At 65.8% G+C, this 1,841-nt stretch carries 2 protein-coding genes; both read right to left on the bottom strand.

From position 1 onward, the window contains the following. The coding region (locus AAGI46_17065; GenBank protein MEM1013919.1) for a PDZ domain-containing protein at nt 1–826 on the bottom strand (826 nt) is incomplete at its 3' end. A gap of 58 nt (nt 827–884) precedes the next feature. Further along, nucleotides 885–1,841 (bottom strand): hypothetical protein (locus AAGI46_17060; protein MEM1013918.1); only part of this gene is annotated, 957 nt, incomplete at its 5' end.

Raw genomic sequence — 1,841 nt, 5'->3', positions numbered from 1 at the left:
GTGTGGCCGAGCCACGATCGTCTCGAATGACGCTCCGCGAGATGTTGCCCTTGAAGCCGTCCCGATCGTCGCCGGGGAAGAGATCGGGAATCCGGTCAATCACCGGAGGCGCTGGTGGCAGTTCGATCGCACGGAGCTGCGGCACCATCTGCCTGCGCTCACGAAGGTCGGGCCACGGCACAGAGGACCTGAGCGTTTCGCCGTACATCTCCAGCGGCGGGACCATCGCGGCGGCGAGCTTGACGTCGACTTCGACCTCTTCGCCGTCACGGAACAGCAGCAGCGTCACGACATCTCCGGCGTCGTAGCTGCGGACGAGAGCCGCGAACTGCGGCGCGTTGGCGATCCGCTGGTCGTCGAGCATGATGAGCAGGTCGCCACGCTTCACTTCAGCGTCCGCAGCGGGAGATTCCTCGACGACACGCTCGATCACCAATCCGAATCCGTCGTCGAGACCGGCCTCGGCGCGGAGCTCGCTGGAGGCTGGTGCAGTTCCCAGACCGATGAACGCGGCCATGACGTTTGCCGGGCGATCAAGAAGTTGACGGTAGGCCCGAGGCATGTTCATGCCGTCGACTTGCCGTTCACGTTCGCGGAACAACTCGCGCATTTCGAGACGCATCCGCTCGATGTCTTCCACGGCGTCTCGAAGCGAATGTTGCTTCACCTCAAGCTCGAGTTGCGTCCTTTCGAGCTCGATCTGTTTCGTCTCAAGGTCGCGCTCCTTGGCTTCGAGGTCACGCAGGACCTCGTCTTCGTTGGCGACGACGGGAACGGCTGCGGCGGCGGCCAACGCGAGCGACAGCGAAATCAGAGACTTTCTCATCGGGGCGTCCTTGTGCGATTTGACTCAGTGACGGCGACCGCTCGGCCGCCTGCCGTTGTCATGCAGTGACGGGTGTCGTGGTTGCAGCAGGAATCGGCTCTTCCACGTCGGATTTCGCAGCGGCCTCGGCACGCTTCTTGGCCCGCTGTTCCGCCAGACGCCTCGCGAGGTCGCTGCGGACCTCACGCCGCTCCTGCTCCAGGTCGGCGATCTCTTCCCTGCGACGCTCGATCGTCTCCTCAATCTTGGCGATGCGACGCCTGGCCATCGAACCGCTGACGCTTTCGAGCACGCGAAGCATCAGCACGGCCTGCATCAGCTTCACAGCCAGCCCACGCAGGCGATAGGTGCTGGCGAGCTTGGTCATCTGCCCGGCCCGCATGAGCTGGCCGAGGCGGACGAGACGGAGCGTCCTCGCGAAGGCGGCGAATGGCAGCAGGATGATGATCAGGTCGACCCAGTGCTTGATCGCGTGCTCCAGCTTCCTGGGCGTCACGCTCAAGACGACCAGGAACTCGACCGTGAAGGCCAGCCAGATCAGCCGGATCGCGACGTCGAGGGCCAGTGCCAGGCTCTCGACGTTTTGCACGACGTCGTCGAACAGCATCTGGACGAGCAGCACCGGCAGGATCAGCAGCGCGATGAACAGCATCGGCCCGCCGATGGCGCGCTGGACCTTGCGTGCCAGCTCCCGCGTGTCGCGACGCCAGCCCAGGCCCGGCAGCCAGTTCCAGCGACGCATCGACGCCGGGCCGAGCGTCGGCCGAAGCGGCGGGACGAGGGCGACCGCCAGAAGGTGCGCGAGCCGCGTTCGACGCCACGCCGGCACCCGGCAGTCCGATCGGCCTCGCTCGATCCAGACGATGCGAAGGAAGAACTCCGCCCAGAAGGGCAGGGCGATGAAGACCAGCGTGATCCGCGCGGCCACCGAGAGCATGGCCGATCGCTCCAGCGGCCCGGGCTTGGCCGGTACAGCCAGCGGATCATCGACCGCGTCCACGACGGCCACGACGCC

Source organism: Planctomycetota bacterium, from assembly GCA_038746835.1.
Taxonomy (GTDB): domain Bacteria; phylum Planctomycetota; class Phycisphaerae; order Tepidisphaerales; family Tepidisphaeraceae; genus JBCDKH01.
Note: the sequence above shows the minus strand (reverse complement) of the source record. Positions and strands in the feature narration are given on the sequence as shown.